This window comes from Microbacterium sp. ZW T2_14 (assembly GCF_044987405.1).
Taxonomy (GTDB): Bacteria; Actinomycetota; Actinomycetes; order Actinomycetales; family Microbacteriaceae; genus Microbacterium.
Genome location: NZ_JBJDRK010000003.1, coordinates 44612 through 59991, shown reverse-complemented (window position 1 = coordinate 59991; position 15380 = coordinate 44612). Strand labels below are relative to the sequence as shown.

Here is a 15380-nt window from a genome sequence, read left to right as displayed (position 1 = left end):
CCAAAGGAACCACCCGTGCCGAAGCCTGTCGTCCTCATCGCCGAAGAACTTTCTCCCGCCACGATCGACGCCCTCGGCCCCGACTTCGACGTGCGCCACGTCGACGGCACGGACCGCCCGGCACTGCTGGCCGCCCTCGCCGACGCGAACGCGGTGCTGATCCGCTCGGCGACCAAGGTCGATGCCGAGGCGATCGCCGCGGCTCCCGTCCTCAAGGTGGTCGCTCGCGCGGGCGTCGGACTCGACAACGTCGACATCAAGACGGCCACGACGGCCGGCGTCATGGTCGTCAACGCGCCGACGTCGAACATCATCTCGGCGGCCGAGCTGACCGTCGGGCACATCCTCAGCCTCGCCCGCCGCATCCCGGCCGCGCACGCGTCGCTGGCCGGCGGCGCCTGGAAGCGCAGCTCGTACACCGGCACGGAGCTCTTCGAGAAGACCGTCGGCATCATCGGCCTCGGTCGCATCGGCGCCCTCATCGCGGCCCGGCTCCAGGCATTCGGCGTCTCGGTCGTCGCCTACGATCCCTACGTCACCCCGACGCGCGCGCAGCAGCTCGGCGTGCAGCTGCTCGAACTCGACGACCTGCTCGCGCAGAGCGACTTCGTCACGATCCACATGCCCAAGACGCCCGAGACCACGGGCATGATCGGCACCGAGCAGTTCCGCCTCATGAAGAAGTCCGCGTTCGTCGTCAACGTCGCGCGCGGCGGACTCATCGACGAAGAGGCGCTGTACACCGCGCTGACCACCGGCGAGATCGCCGGCGCCGGGCTCGACGTCTTCACGAGCGAGCCGCCCGCACCCGAGGGCACGGCCTTCCCGCTGCTGAGCCTGCCCAACGTCGTCGTCACGCCGCACCTGGGAGCCTCGACCGACGAGGCGCAGGAGAAGGCGGGCGTCTCGGTCGCGAAGTCCGTCAAGCTCGCGCTCGAGGGCGATCTCGTGCCCGACGCCGTCAACGTCGCCGGCGGTGTCATCGACCCGTTCGTGCGCCCCGGCATCTCGCTCGTCGAGCAGCTCGGTCAGTTCTTCACGGGTCTCGCACACAGCGCTCTCACGAGCCTCGACATCGAGGTGCGGGGCGAGCTCGCGGCCTACGACGTCAGCGTCTACCGGCTGGCCGCTCTCAAGGGCATCCTCGCCAACGTGGTCAGTGAGAACGTCTCCTACGTGAACGCGCCGCTCTTCGCCGAGCAGCGCGGCATCGAGACCCGACTGATCGTCGAAGCCGAGAGCCCGCTGTACCGCAACATCACGATCCTCCGCGGCACGCTCGCCGACGGCACCGTGCTCACGATCGCCGGCACGCTCGCCGGCACGCGCATGGTCCCCAAGGTGGTCGGCATCAACGGCTACGAGATCGAGGTGCCCATCGAGCGCCACCACCTCGTCATGCGGTATGCCGACCGTCCCGGCATCGTCGCGATCTACGGCCAGAAGCTCGGCAGCGCCGGCATCAACATCGCCGGTCTCCAGGTGGCGCAGGCCGATGCCAGCGGGCGCGCCCTCTCGGTGCTGACGGTCGATTCGCCGGTCCCCGAGGAGCTTCTCGACGAGATGCGCGAGTCGGTGGGCGCCGACCTGTTCCGTCGCATCGAGGTCACCGAGGACTGACAGACGGCCGCCGGGGGAGGCTTCCGCGCAGGTGGCCGCCCCGTGCCCGTCTCCGCTGCGCGCCGCGACGGAACCGCGAACGCGAACGCGAACGCGAACGCGAACGCTGCACTTTGGTGCGAGCGCGCCGTCGCGAAGTGGCGCGCTCGCAGGTGAGTGCCGCGCTCAGTGAGCTCAGCCCCGCGTCGCGCGCTCGACGAGGGCGATGAGTGCGTCGAGCGCCGGACCGCGGGGGACGGGTCCCGGGATCGACCCGCCCGCCAGGGCGTTGTTGAAGTAGAGGCCGTCGCTGACCAGCATCACCAGGTCCAGGGCCACCGCATCCTTCGTGTGCGGTCGCAGGGCCGCGGCCCACTGCTCGCGGACGTCGCGCAGCGCGTCGCTGGCCACCGCATCACCGCCCTGCGCGAGCCGTGACGTGGCGAGGATCGCGCGGTCGATCGGGTCGTTGGCCATCACGGAGGTGCGCAGGAAGTACGCGATGGGTCCTTCAGGGGCCGCCGCCATCGTGGCGACATCGTCGGCCACCAGCATGCGGAGCCGGTCGATGATCGCCGACTCGAGCGCTTCCTTCGTGCCGAAGTGGTAGAGCAGCCCGCCTTTCGACACGCCTGCCGCCTTGGCGGTGGCATCCATGGTCGCCGCTCGCTCGCCCTCCTCGATGAGGATCTGCTCGAAGGCGTCGAGCACCTTCTCGCGGGCGAGGGGAGGGCGGCTCATGGCCTCGATCGTATCGACAGGGCACGCGGCATTCTGATACTATACCGGCTGGACGGTATAGAAATGATGACACTCACTCAAGAACTCTCGCTCGCCGACGCTCAGGGACGCCGGGTCGGCTGGCGCGGCTGGGCGGCGCTCGTCGTGCTGATGCTGCCCGTGCTCCTCGTGTCGGTGGACAACACGGTGCTGAGCTTCGCCCTGCCGTCGATCGCGCTCGAGCTGGGGCCGTCGAGCGCGCAGCAGCTCTGGATCATCGATGCCTATCCGCTCGTGCTGGCCGGGCTGCTCGTCACCATGGGCACGCTCGGCGACCGGTTCGGGCGACGGCGGATGCTGCTGATCGGCGCCACCGGGTTCGCCGCGGTGTCGGTGCTCGCCGCTTTCGCCCCGAGCGCCGCCTGGCTCATCGCCGCGCGGGCAGGCATGGGCGTGTTCGGCGCGATGCTGATGCCCTCGACGCTGTCGCTGCTGCGCAGCATCTTCACCGACCGCGATCAGCGCCGCCTCGCGATCGCCGTGTGGGCTGCCATGTTCTCTGCCGGCGCGGCGCTCGGCCCGATCGTGGGCGGACTCCTTCTCGAGCACTTCGCGTGGGGCTCGGTGTTCCTGCTGTCGGTGCCCGTGCTCATCCCGCTGCTGGTGCTGGCGCCGCTGCTCGTTCCCGAGAGCCGCGATCCGAAGCCCGGCCGCATCGACCCGCTGAGCATCGCCCTCTCGATGGCGACGATGATCCCCATCGTCTACGGCATCAAGGAGCTCGCGGTGCACGGCTTCGCGGTCGCTGCGTGGCTTCCGATGGTCGCGGGGCTCGGCTTCGGTGTGCTGTTCGTGCGGCGGCAGCTGCGCGCGCGCACGCCGATGCTCGACATGCGCCTGTTCCGCCGGGGGAGCTTCAGCGGCGCGCTGATGGTGAACCTCCTCAGCGTCATCGCTCTCGTCGGGTTCCTCTTCTTCGTGGCGCAGCACCTGCAGCTCATCGTCGGGCTCTCGCCGATGGAGGCAGGTCTCGCGCTGGTGCCGGGCCTCGCGATGATGATCGTCGCCGGTCTGGCTGTCGTGCCGATCTCCAAGAAGTGGCCCGCTCGCGTCGTCGTTCCGGTGGCGCTCGTGTTCTCGGTCGCGGGCTACGTGACCGTGGCGTTCGCCACGGGACCGGAGAGCATCGGAGCCTTGGTGGCGGCCTTCATCTCGCTCGGCATCGGCATCGGCGCGGCCGAGACGGTCTCGAACGAGCTGGTGCTGTCGAGCGCCCCGCCTGCGAAGGCGGGTGCCGCGAGCGCGGTCTCCGAGACCGCGTACGAGCTCGGTGCGGTGCTCGGCACAACTGTGCTCGGCGGCATCCTCACGGCGCTCTACCGGACGAACCTCGTCGTCCCCGAGGGAGTCCCGGATGCCGCGGCCCAGGCCGCGTCGGAGACGCTCGCCGGTGCGGTGCACGCCGCGGGCGAGATCGGCGGCAGCACGGGTGCGGCGCTCTTCGAGGCGGCAGCCGCCGCCTTCGACGCGGGGGTCACCGTCACGGCGCTGATCGGCGCCGTCCTCGTCGTCGTCGCGGGGGTCATCGCGGCCACTACCCTGGGAGGATCCCGCCAGAAGTCGTAGGAGCACTATGTCGCGCGTCGTGAAGCTGGCCGTCATCCCGGGTGACGGCATCGGTCCGGAGGTCATCGCCGAGGCGGAGAAGGTGCTGGATGCCGCGGCCGCGGGCAGCGGCATCCGTTTCGAGAAGACCCGTTTCTCGCTGGGCGCCGGCCGCTTCCTCGAGACCGGCGACACCATGACCGACGACGACCTCGAGGCGATCAAGGCGCACGACGCGATCCTGCTCGGGGCCGTCGGGGGAGTTCCCGGCGACCCTCGCCTGAAGAATGCCAACATCGAGCGCGGCCTGCTGCTGAAGCTGCGGTTCGAGCTCGACCACTACGTCAACCTGCGGCCGTCGAAGCTGTACCCGGGCGTGCCCGGACCGCTCGCCGCGCCGGGCGACGTCGACTTCGTCGTCGTCCGCGAGGGCACCGAGGGGCCATACGTCGGCAACGGCGGATCGATCCGCACCGGCACTCCGCACGAGGTCGCCAATGAGACCTCCGTGAACACCGCGTTCGGGATCGAGCGGGTCGTGCGGTACGCGTTCGAGCTGGCCGAGCGTCGCGGCAAGAAGCTCACGCTCGTGCACAAGACGAACGTGCTGGTCCACGCCGGCGGCATCTGGAAGCGCCTCGTCGACGAGGTCGCTCTCGAGCACCCGGACGTGACCGTAGACTATGTCCACGTCGACGCGGCCACCATCTACCTGGTCACGAACCCGAGCCGCTTCGACGTGATCGTCACCGACAACCTCTTCGGCGACATCCTCACCGACTTGGCCGGCGCCGTCACCGGTGGCATCGGCCTCGCCGCCTCGGGGAACATCAATCCCGACGGCGCGTTCCCCTCGATGTTCGAGCCCGTGCACGGATCGGCGCCCGACATCGCAGGCCAGCAGAAGGCCGATCCCACGGCCGCGATCCTCTCCGTCTCACTGCTGCTCGACCATCTCGGGCTTCCGGACGAGTCCCGCCGCGTCACGACCGCGGTCGAGGAGGATCTTGCCGCACGCGGCTCCGACGCGGGCGCGACCCGCACGACGACGCAGATCGGCGACGCGATCGTCGCCCGGCTCCAGGCGTAATCTGAGATCACGTCGTCCTACCGACAGAGGATTCCACCCATGACCATCGACCTTCCCCTCCAGGCGCCCTCGGCCGCAGGCCTCATCTGGAACGTCTCGCGGAACACCGAGGCGACTCCGGATGCCGAGCGCGAGGCGATCCTCGCCGACCCGGGCTTCGGCCAGCACTTCACCGACCACATGGTCGACATCTGCTGGTCCGAGAAGGGCGGATGGCACCGTCCCCGCGTGCAGCCGTACGGTCCCATCCCGCTGGACCCCGCGGCGGCCGTGCTGCACTACTCGCAGGAGATCTTCGAGGGGCTCAAGGCCTACCGTCACGCCGACGGGTCCATCTGGACCTTCCGCGCCGACCGCAACGCGGCCCGCCTGCAGCGCTCGGCGCAGCGACTGGCGCTGCCGGAGCTGCCCGCCGAGTACTTCCTCGAGTCGCTCCGCCAGCTGATCGCGGTGGATGGCGCGTGGGTTCCCACCGCCCCTGAGACCAGCCTGTACCTGCGCCCCTTCATGTTCGCCAAGGAGGCCTTCCTCGGCGTCCGGGCCGCGAAGAAGGTCGGGTACTACCTCATCGCCAGCCCCGCCGGGGCCTACTTCGCCGGGGGCGTGCAGCCCGTCAACATCGCCCTGTCGAGCCGCTACGCCCGCGCGGGCAAGGGCGGCACAGGGGCGGCGAAGACCGGCGGCAACTACGCGTCGAGCCTCCTGCCGCAGGCCGAGGCGTACGAGAAGGGCTGCCAGCAGGTGCTCTTCCTCGACGACGGCTACATCGAGGAGCTCGGGGGCATGAACCTCGTCCTCGTGACGGACGACGGCCGCCTCATCACTCCCGAGTCGGACTCGATCCTCGAGGGGATCACGCTGGCGTCGGTGCTGCAGCTCGCACAGGACCGCGGGCTCGTCGTCGAGCAGCGCAAGGTCTCGATCGACGAGTGGCGCGAGGGCGCGGCATCCGGCTCCATCGTGGGCGCGTTCGCGTGCGGCACGGCGGCGGTCATCGTGCCGATCGGCAAGCTCGTGGCCGATGACTACGAGATCGTGCACGACGGCGATGCGGCGTCCGAGCTGGCGCTGTCCCTGCGCGAGGAGCTGACCGGCATCCAGTACGGGCGCGTGGCCGATCGCCACGGGTGGCTGATGCGCCTCGACGGCTGATCACCGGTTCTCCGGATGCCCCGGGTCGGCGCGCTGCGCGGGCTCGGGGCTGTCCGTGTCGGGCCTGGTGGTGTCGAGCGAGATGGCTAGGCTGATCCGGTGAGGATCGCGCGCTTCAGCCACAACGACGCCATCAAGTTCGGGATCGTCGACGAGGGAGAGCTCGTCGTCCTCGCCGGTGACCCGATGTTCGCCGGGTACGACACGACGGGGGAGCGCGTGCCGCTCGCCGATGTCGCGCTGCTGGCACCGGTCATCCCTCGCTCGAAGCTCGTCTGCGTCGGCCGCAACTATCGCGATCATGCGGCAGAGCTCGGCAACGACGTGCCCACGGCACCGATGCTCTTCTTCAAGCCCAACACCACGGTGGTCGGCCCCGGCGACGCCGTCGTGCTGCCGAAGGGCTCGGACTTCATCAGCTTCGAGGGCGAGCTGGCGGCGGTCATCGGCCGCATCGCGAAGAACGTGCCGGCCGAGAACGCGCTCGACTACGTCTTCGGCTACACGATCGCCAACGACCTCACTGCCCGGGACTGGCAGAAGTCCGACGGACAGTGGGCCCGCGCGAAGGGCTTCGACACGTCGTGCCCGCTCGGCCCCGCGATCGAGACGGACTTCGACGTCGACGGCCCCGCTGTGATCACCACGCGCCTGAACGGAGAGGTGCGGCAGCAGGGCCCCATCAGTGACATGATCTTCTCCCTCGCCGACGTGATCGCGTTCGCCTCGGCGGCGTTCACGCTGCTGCCGGGGGATGTCATCCTCACGGGAACCCCGGCCGGCGTCGGCCAGATCGTCGCGGGAGACACCGTTGAGGTCGAGATCACCGGGCTCGGCATCCTGCGCAACTCTGCCCGAGATGCGTGACAGGGCCCGAGATGCGTGACAGGGCCCGTGAAGCCTGACGAGACCGGCAGCGCACCGCACGCCGATCCTGTCGGGGCGGGGACCGACAGCGGGACGACCGCCGAAGAGGTGGCCGGTGTCCAGCGACGCACAGTCTGGGTGCTCTCCCTCGGTCAGGTGCTCGGCGGACTGGCCTTCGGGGCCACGCTGTCGCTCGGTGCCGTGCTCGCGGCCGAGCTCTCGGGCGAGGACGCCTTCTCGGGACTCGCCGCCGCCGCCGTGACCTTCGGCACGGCGATGACGGCCGTGCCGCTCGCCGCGATCGCCCGCCGTCGCGGGCGGCGGCGCTCGCTCACGACGGGCATGGCTGTCGCCCTCGTCGGCGTGGGACTCGTGATCGTCGCCGTCTCACTGCGGGCGTTCCCGCTGCTGCTCGTCGGCTTCCTCATCATCGGTGCGGGCCAGGCGGCCAACCTGCAGTCGCGCTTCGCAGCAGCCGACCTCGCCACGGATGCCTCGCGCGGTCGCGATCTGTCGATCGTGGTGTGGGCGACGACGGTGGGCGCCGTGCTCGGGCCGAACCTCACCGGCCCCGGTGAGATCATCGGCGGAGCGATCGGCATGCCGCCGCTGACCGGGCCGTACCTGTTCACCCTCGTCGCACAGGGCCTCGCCATCGTGCTGTACCTCGTCGCCATGAGGCCCGACCCGCTGCTCCTCGCGCAGCGTGTCGTCGCGTCGGCGCGGGCGAGCAGTCGCGTCATCGCCAAGGCCGATCGGCCGGTCGCCGCCCGCTACGCGATCTTCGCGGTGGCGGCCGCGCACGGCACGATGGTGTCGGTGATGGCGATGACCCCGGTGCACCTGGCGCATCTGACCCATGGTGCGACCGAGGCCGCGACGCTGTCGATCATCGGGCTGACGATCAGCCTCCACATCGCGGGGATGTACGTGCTCTCGCCGGTCTTCGGCATCCTCGCCGACAAGTTCGGGCGCGTGCCGACGATCCTGATCGGCCAGGTGCTCCTCGTCGCGGCGCTCCTCACCGCCTCATTCGGGCAGCTCTCGACGACAGCGGTGACGATCGCGCTCGTCCTCCTCGGTCTGGGGTGGAGTGCATCGACCGTCGCCGGTTCGACCCTGCTCACCGAATCGTCGTCCGAGGCGCTGCGCACCCGGCGCCAGGGCATCAGCGACTTCACCATGAGCATCGTGGGCGGCCTCGGTGCGATCGCGGCCGGCGCGGTGCTCGGCGGGATCGGCTACGGCGGCCTCGCCCTCGTCGTGCTGGTGCTGGTCGCGGCCTCGGTGCTGCTCGCGCCCCTCGGCTGGCGGGCGTCGCGGCGCCCAGCACCGGTGGGCGACGCGCCCGCCGGTGGCTGAGGGGACGCTGTCCGTCGGAGCCACTGCGGCGTTCTTCGCCGCCCTGTGCGCGGGCGCAGTGGCCGCCCGCGGAATCAGTGGCCGAGCGCGGCGAGAGCCAGGTCGACGTCGTCCTCGTCGTTGAAGACGTGGAACGCGACGCGGGCGCGCCCTGACCGGCCGGAGGCAGTGATGCCCGCGGACATCAGCCGACCGAGTTCGCTCCCGTCCGGGTCATCCCACGTGACGATCGCCGACGGGCGCGCCGGCTCGGCCATGCCGAGCCCTGCGCGGAACGCGGCGGCGAGGCCCGTCGCGTGCGCATGGAGTTCGACCGGATCGAGCGCGGCGAACAGCGCCAGCGCAGGTGCCGCCCCGACGAACGCCTGCCACGCGGGCGACACGTCGAACCGCCGAGCGTCGGGGGCGAGCTCCACCTCGCCGCCGTAGCACGACGCCCACGGATCGTCGCCCGCGTACCATCCGGCGTTGACGGGGGTCATCCGCGCGGCCAGTCGGTCCGAGACGGTCAGGAACGACACGCCTCGCGGCGCGCAGAGCCACTTGTAGGCATGACACACCACGGCATCGAAGGCGGATGCCGCGACCGGCAGCCACCCGACGGCCTGGGTCGCGTCGCACAGGGTGAGGGCGTCATGCGCCGCAGCGGCCGCGACGATGGCCCCGGCATCGGCCACCTCGCCGGTGGCCGACTGGACCACCGAGAACGCCACGAGCGCGGTGCGGGGCCGCACGTGCGCGGCGAGATCGTGAAGGGGCGCCGTCCGCACCACGAGATCGCGGCCGGAGTGCACGAAGGGCAGCACCATCGACGAGAACTCGCCGTCGGGAACGAGCACCTCGGCGCCGTGGGGCAGCGCCGTTGCCACCAACCCCGCAGCGACGGAGGTCTGCGAGCCGATCGCCACACGCTCGGCGCCGACGGCGACCAGTGAGGCGAACAGTCCCCGCGAACGCTCGACGGCGGCGCAATAAGCGGCGAGATCGGGGCGACCTGCACCGGCGGCATCGAGGTCCGCGATCACGGCGCGGCGGGTGGCCCGGCTGGGCAGACCGACCGTGCAGGCGGCCAGGTAGTCGCGGCCGGCGAACTCGCGCCGCGCGGCGTCGAGCGCGGCCGAGTGGGCGATCGTGGGCATAGCCCTAGCGTGACGGGGACGATTCCCTGTGTCTACGGCCGGTGTTCCATGAGAAACATAACTCGACCTTATGCTTTGGTCATGACCGACGTCTTCGAGGACGATCCCGGCTTCGACGCCCGCGAGCTGCGCGTCGTGAAGGCCGTCGCCGACGCGGGGTCGATCACCGGTGCGGCGCTCACGCTCGGCTACAGCCAGCCCGCCGTCAGCCAGCAGCTCAAGCGCCTCGAGCAGCGCCTCGGGATCGCCCTCGTCGAGCGGGTCGGACGCAGCGTCCGGCTCACCGACGCGGGACGGATCCTCGCGCGGCACGCACCGGCCGTGACCACGGCCCTGGATGCCGCGGCCGGCGAGCTCGCCGAGCTGCGGGGCCTCCGCGCCGCACGCGTGCGGTTGGTCGCCTTCCCGTCGGCGTCGCCCACGATCGTGCCGCGTCTGCTGGCGGACCTCGCGCAGCGGCATCCGGGCATCTCTCTCACCTATGTCGAGGCCGAGCCGCCCGAAGCCGTCGAGGCGGTGCGCGAGGATCGCACCGACATCGCCCTCACGTTCAGCTACCCGGGCGATCGGGACGACCCACACGGTTCCAGCGCGCGGGGGCTGTCGGTGCACACCGTCGGCGCCGACGAGCTGCTCGCCGTCCTGCCCGCCGGCCATCCTGCGGCGCGCGCCGCCGACGCCCTCGACGTCGGCACGCTCGCCGACGAGGACTGGATCGCGGGGTGTCCTCGCTGCCGCGGTCACCTGCTGGAGCTCTGCGACCGCGCCGGCTTCGCGCCGCGCATCGCGTTCGAGACCGACAACTTCGTGGCCGTCGAGGGCCTGGTCGCCCAGGGCATCGGCGTGGCCACGCTGCCGCGGATGGCGGTGGAGTCGTTCCCGCTGCTTCCGGGGGTCGCGATCGTGCCGCTGCCGGCCGGCGAGCAGCGGCGCATCCACACCGTGACGGCTCGAGGTGCGGACCGCGTGCCCGCGGTACGCGCGACGCTCGATGCGCTGGCGCGTCTCATCGAGCGCGGCACCGACGAGCCCGCTTCCGCGGCATCCGCTCGTCCCACGGCACCGACGGGCGCGTCTGCGGCTGACTAAACTCTCACCCGATGCCTTCTTCGCCTGATCCCCGCACCACGACCGCCACCGGCGCCGACGTCCGCGTCCGCTTCTGCCCGTCGCCCACCGGACTGCCGCACGTCGGTCTCATCCGCACCGTCCTGTTCAACTGGGCGTACGCGCGTCACAACGGCGGCAAGCTGGTGTTCCGCATCGAAGACACCGACTCGGCCCGCGACAGCGAGGAGAGCTATCTGCAGCTGCTCGACGCGCTGCGGTGGCTGAAGATCGACTGGGACGAGGGCGTCGAGGTGGGCGGGCCTCATGCGCCGTACCGGCAGTCCGAGCGCCACGACATCTACCGCGAGGTGCTCGACCGCCTCATCACCGCGGGCGCCGTGTACGAGAGCTATTCGACGGCCGAAGAGATCGACGCGCGCAACGAGGCCAACGGCCGCGCCAAGCAGCTCGGCTACGACAACTTCGACCGCCGCCTCACCGACGAGCAGAAGGCCGCGTTCCGCGCCGAGGGTCGCGAGCCGGCCTGGCGTCTGCGCGTTCCCGATGAGGACCTCACCTACGTCGATCTCATCCGCGGCGAGGTGACGTTCCCCGCCGGATCGTTCCCCGACTTCGTGCTGGTGCGGGCCGGGGGAGTTCCGCTGTACCCCTTCGTGAACCCCGTCGACGACGCGCTGATGGGCATCACGCACGTCATCCGTGGGGAAGATCTCATGCCGTCGACGGCGCGCCAGCTCGCGCTGTACCGGGCGCTCGTGGATGCCGGCATCACGACGTTCATCCCGCGCTTCGCGCACATGCCTCTCGTGCTGGGCGAAGAGGGGAACAAGAAGCTTTCGAAGCGCGACCCGAAGGCCGACCTGTTCCTGCAGCGTGAGAAGGGCTTCATCCACGAGGGGCTGCTGAACTATCTCGCCCTGCTCGGCTGGTCGATCGCATCCGACCGCGACGTCTTCTCGCTGGAGGAGCTCGTCGCCGCGTTCGACATCGTCGACGTCAACCCGAACCCGGCCCGGTTCGACCAGAAGAAGGCGGAGTCGATCAACGGCGACCACATCCGGATGCTGGAGCCCGCCGACTTCGCCGAGCGCCTGGTGCCCTACCTCTCTGCCGCCGGCCTGATCGACGCGAGCCCGACCCCGACGCAGGCGGCGATGCTCGCGGCGGCCGCTCCGCTCGTTCAGGAGCGGATGCAGCTGCTCGGCGAGGCGCCCGCACTGCTGGGCTTCCTCTTCACCGATGTCGGGAGCTACCAGGAGGATGCTTTCGCATCCCTGCCGGCGAACGCGATCGAGGTGCTCGTCGCCTCGGTCGGCGCGCTCGAGCGGGTGCCCGACAGCGGGTTCACCGCCGCAGCCGTGCAGGATGCTCTCGCCGTCGCACTCATCTCGCCGGTCGAGGACGGCGGCCTCGGTCTGAAGCCGCGCGTCGCGTACGGCCCCCTGCGCCTCGCCCTGAGCGGACGCCGCATCTCGCCGCCGCTGTTCGAGTCGATGGAGCTGCTCGGCAAGCCCGAGTCGATCCGCCGGTTGCGCGCCCTGGCCGACGCGCGCGGCTGACGCCTCGGTTTGGAGCACGCGCCGGCGTCGCGTAGACTCATTCCTCGGCACGGCTTCGGCTGACAGCCTTGGGGTATGGTGTAATTGGCAACACGGCGGTTTCTGGTACCGTTGTTCTTGGTTCGAGTCCAGGTACCCCAGCCAACGAGAAAACCCCCGCTGAGCGGGGGTTTTTCGTTTTCCCCTCCGGTGATGGCGCTCACGCCCCGGGCACGGGTGCGGCGCTCCCGAGCAGGCCGGCGGCTCTCCCTGCGGCTGCCGTTGGGTCGACAGCACGGTCGGCGACCCACCGAGCCATTCGGGGAGGTGCCGGCGGCAGCTCGGCCATGACTTCGCTGCTTCCACAAGGAGCCGCCCGACGCAACCCCCTCGGACACCGCTGGACGCGGCGTAGCCTTCACGGGAGGTTCGAGGGGCGGCACACCCATGAGTACTCCTACCGCCCTCGTCGCCGACCGCTACCGGCTCGTCAAGATGCTGGGCGCGGGCGGGATGAGCGTCGTGTGGCAGGCCTGGGACTCCCTCCTGCGCCGGCCGGTCGCGCTGAAGATGCTGCGCACCCAGCCGGAGCTCACCGATCACGAGCGCCAGGTCGCGACGGACCGCGCCATGCGGGAGGCGCGCATCACCGCGGGGCTGCATCATCCTCACGCGGTCACCGTGTTCGATGTCGTGGAGCACGACGGTCAGCCCTGCATCGTGATGCAGCTCATCGAGTCGACCCCGCTCTCCGACCTCCTCCGCGAGCACGGCACCTTCACGCCGGCGGAGGCGGCGCGCATCGGCGCGGAAGTCGCGTCCGCGCTGGCCGCTGCGCACGCCCTCAAGATCGTCCACCGCGACGTGAAGCCCGGAAACATCCTCGTCACGGGCGACGGCTCGGCGCTGATCAGCGACTTCGGCATTTCGCACGCCCTGGGCGATGCCACCATCACCGCGACGGGCATCGTCCACGGCACGCCGGCCTACCTCGCACCCGAGGTGGCGCGGGGACTGCCGACGAGCTTCGCCTCCGACGTGTTCTCGCTCGGATCGACTCTCTACGCGATGGTCGAGGGCGAGCCGCCGTTCGGTACCGACCGCAACTCCATCGCTCTGCTGCACCGGGTCGCCCGGGGCGGATATCCGCCGCCGAAGCACGCCGGGCCCCTGGTGCCGATCTTGCGCAAGATGCTCGCCGCCCAGCCGAAGCGGCGGCCTGCCATGGAGTGGGTCGTCGAGGCGCTGGGATCGGTGCAGCCAGAGAGTGCCGCCGACCAGGCCGTATCCGCCAGCCTGCTCGCGCTCGGATTCGACGCAGCCGCTGTCGGAGGACTGCGAGAGCCCGAGGCGGAGACCGTGGCGCAGGACACAGCTCCGCCGCCGACGGTCGCACTCGACGACGCGCGGGACGACGACGACGAGCCGTCCCCGCCCGCACCGCCGACGGTCCCCGCCCAACCCGGCCTGGATGACGGGCGGGCGACGGCTCCTCCGACGCCCGCCGGCACGGTGACCGCACGACTGCCGATCGGGATGACGGTACCGGTCGATCAGCCGACCCGGTACGAGGCTCCGACAGCCGAGACGGAACCGCTGAGGCCGCCCGCGCCTGCGCGTGCAGCGGTGGAAGGTGTCGGCAAGGTGCCGTCATGGACGACAGACCCGCCGCCTGCGGACCCTCACCCCTCCCCGCGGCGCCGAGCGGGAGTCATCGCCGCCACGCTGATCCTCCTGTTCACGGTCGGGATCGGTGGTGCGCTGCTGTTCGCCTTCCTGCGGCCGGGGGTCCAACCCGAGGCGGACACGACGCCCGCACCCACTTCGTCGTCGGCTCCGGCCGAGGAGACGCCCGAACCCGCCGTCGTCTCGCCCGCGCCCAGCCCTTCCGCGCCGACCGAAGCGGAGCCGGAGCCGGAGCCCGTGTCGCCCGAGCAGCGGGTGGTCGACACCATCTCGGGGTACTACGCGATGATGCCCGAGAACCGCGACGGCGCCTGGCCTTTGATGACCGCGGACTATCAGGAGAATCACGCCGGCGGTCGCGGCGGATACGAGGAATTCTGGTCTGCGATCGCGGATGTCTCGATCGCCGACGTCAGGGCGACAGGACCCGACACCGGGCAGGCGACGCTGACCTACTACTTCCGCGACGGCCGGGTGGTGGAGGAGGTCACGGCCTACCGGTTCGCGGACGAGGGCGGCGTGCTGAAGATCGCGTCGACCGAGGTGCTGAGCAGTCGGTGAGACGGCCGCGCTGCAACTCGTGCACCGGCCGCGTGTCGCATCACACCGCGGCGTCGGCGATCACCTCGGCGGCGGCGGCCTGCCCCAGCGCGAAATAGTCGGGGTTGTCGTCACTGTGCGCGAGAAGCATGGCAGCCACCGCGGCGGCCCACGCATGGGCGCGGATCCAGACAGCCTCGTCGTAGTGCGGGCCGGCCGCCGCCATGAACCGGGACCTGCCGGTGGCGTCGAACGCGAGCCACGCGACCGCGAGGTCGTACGCCGGATCCCCGGCGGTGACATCGCCGAAGTCGATGATTCCCGCGAGTCCGCCGTCGCGAGCCACCAGGTTGCCGGGGTGCAGGTCACCGTGGATCCATACCGGCGGGCGGTTCCACGGCGCCGCCGCAAGCCCATCGCGCCAGACCCGCTTCAACCTCTCGGCGTCGGTCGCGTCCACCGTTCCCGCCTCTTCGAGCTTGCGCAGGTTCTCCGCGACCGTCCCCATGCGAGTGGCCAGGGGCACGCCGCGGAAGGGGTTCAGCGGGTAGCTCGCGGGCGCCGCGACATGCAGGGCGTGCAGGGCATGGGCGAGCGTCTCGGCCCATGCGCCGCGCGCGGCAGCCGATTCGTCGAGCGCGCGTTCGCCCTCGATCCACGGCACGACCGACCACGGCCACGGATATCCGGCATCGGGGACGCCATCGACGACGGGCGACGGGACGCGCACTCCGGTCGGTGCGAGTTGTTCGGCCACGCCGGGCAGCACGGCCTGCTCGTGCCGGACGAGCGGTGCGGCGAGCGCACGGCGGGGCAGGCGCACGGCATGGGCGTGCCCCAGGCGCCACACTTCGCTGTCCCAGCCCTCGGCGATCTTCGCGAGCGGGAGGTCCGCCGCATCGGGGATCTCATCGAGGGCTTGGGCCACGAGCAGCGCGCGGACCAGGCCGCTGTCGATCGCGATCTCGGCGGCGGGCTTGTCGGGCACCGTACGAAGATACTCGTTCACCG

General features: G+C 70.9%; 12 protein-coding genes and 1 tRNA gene. 10 read left to right on the top strand and 3 right to left on the bottom strand.

Translation table 11 applies throughout. From position 1 onward, the window contains the following. Positions 1-15 precede the first annotated feature (15 nt). Positions 16-1620 carry a phosphoglycerate dehydrogenase gene (gene serA / locus ACI3KY_RS01910; RefSeq protein ID WP_404928514.1) on the top strand — a complete coding sequence of 535 codons (1605 nt, stop codon included), beginning with the start codon at positions 16-18 and terminating at the stop codon, positions 1618-1620. Between the two features lie 174 nt (positions 1621-1794). On the opposite strand, the gene ACI3KY_RS01905 is transcribed toward serA, so the two are convergent. Then, on the bottom strand, positions 1795-2340 hold the full coding sequence (locus ACI3KY_RS01905) for a TetR/AcrR family transcriptional regulator (protein WP_404928513.1): 546 nt from the start codon (positions 2338-2340) through the stop codon (positions 1795-1797). A 63-nt stretch (positions 2341-2403) separates the two neighbouring features. Here ACI3KY_RS01905 and ACI3KY_RS01900 point away from each other — a divergent pair, with 63 nt between their 5' ends. The 5 genes from ACI3KY_RS01900 (at position 2404) to ACI3KY_RS01880 (ending at position 8395) form a co-directional block, all read left to right on the top strand. Continuing rightward, positions 2404-3945, top strand: a complete 1542-nt coding sequence (locus ACI3KY_RS01900) for an MFS transporter (RefSeq protein WP_404928512.1) — start codon at positions 2404-2406, stop codon at positions 3943-3945. A gap of 7 nt (positions 3946-3952) precedes the next feature. Next, entirely contained in the window at positions 3953-5014 is a 1062-nt protein-coding gene (locus ACI3KY_RS01895; protein ID WP_404928511.1) for a 3-isopropylmalate dehydrogenase, read from the top strand. A gap of 39 nt (positions 5015-5053) precedes the next feature. Beyond that, positions 5054-6166, top strand: coding sequence for a branched-chain amino acid aminotransferase (locus ACI3KY_RS01890; RefSeq protein WP_404928510.1), 1113 nt, complete (start codon positions 5054-5056; stop codon positions 6164-6166). 99 nt (positions 6167-6265) lie between these two features. Then, entirely contained in the window at positions 6266-7033 is a 768-nt protein-coding gene (locus ACI3KY_RS01885) for a fumarylacetoacetate hydrolase family protein (protein WP_194415157.1), read from the top strand. Between the two features lie 27 nt (positions 7034-7060). Beyond that, positions 7061-8395 carry an MFS transporter gene (locus tag ACI3KY_RS01880; RefSeq protein WP_404928509.1) on the top strand — a complete coding sequence of 445 codons (1335 nt, stop codon included), beginning with the start codon at positions 7061-7063 and terminating at the stop codon, positions 8393-8395. Between the two features lie 74 nt (positions 8396-8469). Here the strand turns inward: ACI3KY_RS01880 and ACI3KY_RS01875 are convergent, their stop codons facing one another. Beyond that, positions 8470-9534, bottom strand: a complete 1065-nt coding sequence (locus tag ACI3KY_RS01875) for an aminotransferase class V-fold PLP-dependent enzyme (RefSeq protein ID WP_404928508.1) — start codon at positions 9532-9534, stop codon at positions 8470-8472. Positions 9535-9615: 81 nt separating this feature from the next. On the opposite strand from ACI3KY_RS01875, the gene ACI3KY_RS01870 reads away from it, so the two are divergent. The 4 genes from ACI3KY_RS01870 (at position 9616) to ACI3KY_RS01855 (ending at position 14390) form a co-directional block, all read left to right on the top strand. Then, positions 9616-10623, top strand: a complete 1008-nt coding sequence (locus ACI3KY_RS01870; protein WP_404928507.1) for a LysR family transcriptional regulator — start codon at positions 9616-9618, stop codon at positions 10621-10623. Positions 10624-10634: 11 nt separating this feature from the next. Continuing rightward, the gene (gltX, locus tag ACI3KY_RS01865) at positions 10635-12164 is read left to right on the top strand and encodes a glutamate--tRNA ligase (protein WP_404928506.1); all 1530 of its coding nucleotides are present in this window, start codon (positions 10635-10637) and stop codon (positions 12162-12164) included. A 69-nt stretch (positions 12165-12233) separates the two neighbouring features. Continuing rightward, positions 12234-12308 (top strand) — tRNA-Gln (locus ACI3KY_RS01860). A gap of 282 nt (positions 12309-12590) precedes the next feature. Next, the gene (locus ACI3KY_RS01855) at positions 12591-14390 is read left to right on the top strand and encodes a protein kinase domain-containing protein (protein ID WP_404928504.1); all 1800 of its coding nucleotides are present in this window, start codon (positions 12591-12593) and stop codon (positions 14388-14390) included. A 40-nt stretch (positions 14391-14430) separates the two neighbouring features. Here ACI3KY_RS01855 and ACI3KY_RS01850 read toward each other — a convergent pair whose 3' ends face one another. Beyond that, positions 14431-15378, bottom strand: a complete 948-nt coding sequence (locus tag ACI3KY_RS01850; RefSeq protein ID WP_404928503.1) for an aminoglycoside phosphotransferase family protein — start codon at positions 15376-15378, stop codon at positions 14431-14433. Positions 15379-15380: the final 2 nt, after the last annotated feature.